The organism is uncultured Negativibacillus sp., assembly GCF_944388365.1.
Classification (GTDB): Bacteria; Bacillota; Clostridia; order Oscillospirales; family Ruminococcaceae; genus Negativibacillus.
In genome coordinates, this window is record NZ_CALXIN010000157.1 from 1 (window position 1) to 2,971 (window position 2,971).

The window sequence follows — 2,971 nt, forward strand, 5'->3', positions numbered from 1 at the left end:
TGCAGTCGAGCTATCAGCCGCCGGTCACCATCGAAAAGATCTGCACACCGGCCCAGAACAGCACCGTCGGCGAGCTGGTCCAGGTGCAGCTGGTAGTCACCTTTGCCGACGATGCTCCGCAGGGATGCTATCAGATCACCGACAGCATCCCATCGGGAATGCGCTATATCTACGGCTGCACACCGTATGAAATGCGGGACACCGAGCAGAACGTCTTTGTTCTGGACAACGAGGAACAGCAGCTGAGCGGCTATCTCTACCGCTATACCTCCCGAGATGGAACTGCACCGGCAAATCGCTTTGTCGCACAATACTATGTCAATCCGGTGCTGGCAGGAGAGTTCTTAAGCCAGCCCGCCAGTGTGACCTTCCCGTCGGAGAATATCACCGCCGTATCCTCGTCGGGAAATGTCCAAATCACACCGTAGCTTTTCTAGAAAAGTTCACCCCTGTTTGATTAGAACAGGGGTGAACTTTTTTGATGATGAAACACCAAAGCAAAAACAAGATGGATGAAAAAAAGACCGCTTTATTTTACAGAAAATGGAAAAAGCGGTTGACTTTCCCCTGTCCAAAAGGGTATCCTTAAGAAGGAAAATGTGAAGGGCAGGAAAACAAAACAAAAAACCTTCCCCAAAGAGGTGAGAACACATGCAGGAACAGCTGGTACTTTTTTTAACCTATCTTCTGTTCGGTCTGCTGATGATGGGCATTGGCCTGCTGCTGTACCACGGCAAAGGCGGAATGCTGCTGGCAGGCTGGAACACCATGCCTCGCGAAGAAAAAATGAAGTGGGACGAAAAACGGCTGCTGCGCTTTAACGGCAGATGTCTGCTCGCGCTGGGTGGGATCGTCATTCTCACAGGCGCGTTCCCGCTGGCTGGATTGCCGACGGGAATCGTCAACGTGGTTGGCTGGACGCTGTTTGTCCTGCTGATCGGCTGGATGGTGATCTATCAGAACACCGGCAACCGTTTTCGTCACTAGCAGACACCTCACCAGAGTTACACAGACAGACATTTCGAGCAGAGAATCTAAACAGGAGGAACATCATGATTCGTTTTGCATCGGTAGGAACCGGCTGGATCGCCGGAGAGTTTATCAAAGGAGCCAAACAGGTCGAGGGCCTGTCCTATACTGCCTGCTATTCCCGCGACAGGGAGCGCGGAGAAGCCTTTGCAAGTCAGTGGGGTGCACAGAAGGTGTACACCGATCTAAATGAGATGGCGCAGGACAGCGACATCGACGCAGTGTACATCGCAAGCCCTAACATGCTGCACTATGAGCAGAGTAAGCTGTTTTTGCAGCACGGCAAGCACGTCATCTGCGAAAAGCCGATCACCGTCGAGCCGTGGCAGCTCGAGGAGCTGCAGCAGCTTGCCGACCAGAACCATCTGGTCTATGTGGAAGCGCTCATCGGCGTCTATCTGCCCGAGATGAAGGTGCTTCAGGGTGCAGTGGAACGGCTGGGCGGCGTCCATCTGGCGCGGTTTGACTTCTCCCAGTACTCTTCCAAATATCCCGCCTATCTGCACGGAGAAACACCCAACATCTTTAATCCTGCCATGGCGACCGGCGGCCTGATGGACCTGGGCATCTACTGCGTCTATCCGGCGGTCATGCTGTTCGGCGTACCCGACAAGGTGTCCGCTCACGCACGGTTTTTACGCACCGGCGCCGATGGCAGCGGCTGCGTCACACTGCATTATGCCGACAAGACGGTGGTGCTGACCTATTCCAAGACAGCACAGGGCGTTATTGGCTCGGAGATTCAGGGCGAACACGGCGTCATCCGTATTCCGCGCATCTCCAAGCTGACCGATATGACCCTGACGCCGGTCGGCGGTGAAGAGCAGCCGCTGAGCGTCTACACCGAAAAGTACCTGCAAATGTCCCACGAGGCGCAGGCGTTCTATCGGTTCATCACCGAGATGCCAACATATCAGGCGCAGTACCGCTATGTGCAGTCGCTGGCGCTCTCGGTCAACCGTGTGCTGTCGCAGGCGAGGGAAGCGGCAAACATCCGCTTTACCGACTGATGAGCCGGACATGGACAAGGGAAGAGCTGCTGCGCGCCGCGGTGGAACAGTCGGCGCGCGACTGCGGCTGTCTGCCCGAGGACTTTTTCAAGGAAGAAAATACGGTGCTGTCGCCGCTAAATCGGGACGGCGCCAAAAAATATCTGAAGGAGCCGCCGTTCTGCCATCTGGTCTGCTATGGGAATGGCGTAGTAGCGGCGGTCGATCCGCGCTTTGCTGATTTTATGCGCGGCTATCTCGTTCAGCTGGACGAGCCGTTTCGCGCCTTCGATGCGCCGCAGCTCAATGACCTTGCGCGGGAGGCTGCCCGTTATCGGCATTCGATCGGCTTTATGGCGGAATACTTCCTGCCCGACCTGCAGCTGCCGCCTCCGCCGATGCCGCAGGGATTGCAGATTCAGCTGCTGTACGGCGGCGAGATCGAAAGTCTGTATGCCGACCGGCGCTTTCCCATGGCGCTGAGCTACACCACCACCGCAGAGAAAAAGGACGTCATCGCCGCCGTAGGCTATCTTGACGGACAGCTGGTAGGAGTTGCCGGTGCCAGCGACGACAGCGAACAGCTGTGGCAGGTGGGCATCGACGTGCTGCCTGCATTTCGCAGAAGGGGAGTCGCCGCCGCGCTGGTCTGGGAATTGACCCGACAGATTCCTGCGATGGGCAAGGTGCCGTTTTATGGCGCCGCCTGGTCGAATCTCGCCTCCAAGCGCACGGCAATACAGGCAAGTTATCGTCAAACCTGGGTGGAAATCAGTGTGAAGGGAAATGCCTTTACAGAATGATTCTTCTGAAATTAAAGTCAACTTCTCAAAATAAAAGAACAAATCATCCGAAAACTATGGATGCCTCCGATAAGCTATTCTGTTGCAGTCTAAAGAATGGACGGACCGCGCAAAGTGGTTTTGCATAGGATAGAACGGGCGAAGCCCAAA

General features: G+C 55.3%; 4 protein-coding genes. All 4 read left to right on the forward strand.

The window, feature by feature from the left end; all coding sequences use genetic code 11:
- On the forward strand, positions 1-428 hold a 428-nt coding region (locus tag Q0L39_RS11470), incomplete at its 5' end, for a hypothetical protein (protein WP_296629312.1).
- A gap of 223 nt (positions 429-651) precedes the next feature.
- Positions 652-987, forward strand: coding sequence for a DUF3784 domain-containing protein (locus Q0L39_RS11475; RefSeq protein ID WP_296629313.1), 336 nt, complete (start codon positions 652-654; stop codon positions 985-987).
- Positions 988-1,052: 65 nt separating this feature from the next.
- Complete coding sequence (locus tag Q0L39_RS11480) at positions 1,053-2,039, forward strand: Gfo/Idh/MocA family oxidoreductase (protein WP_296629315.1); 987 nt, start codon at positions 1,053-1,055, stop codon at positions 2,037-2,039.
- Positions 2,039-2,821 (forward strand): GNAT family N-acetyltransferase, encoded by a 783-nt coding sequence (locus Q0L39_RS11485; RefSeq protein ID WP_296629316.1) that lies wholly within the window; start codon positions 2,039-2,041, stop codon positions 2,819-2,821. Before Q0L39_RS11480 ends, Q0L39_RS11485 begins: the two co-directional genes overlap by 1 nt.
- Positions 2,822-2,971 lie beyond the last annotated feature (150 nt).

Excerpts from the sequence above, each read along its gene's own strand:
- Q0L39_RS11480 (WP_296629315.1), top strand. The coding sequence starts at position 1,053 with ATGATTCGTTTTGCATCGGTAGGAACCGGCTGGATCGCCGGAGAGTTT.
- Q0L39_RS11475 (WP_296629313.1), top strand. The coding sequence starts at position 652 with ATGCAGGAACAGCTGGTACTTTTTTTAACCTATCTTCTGTTCGGTCTG.
- Q0L39_RS11485 (WP_296629316.1), top strand. The coding sequence starts at position 2,039 with ATGAGCCGGACATGGACAAGGGAAGAGCTGCTGCGCGCCGCGGTGGAA.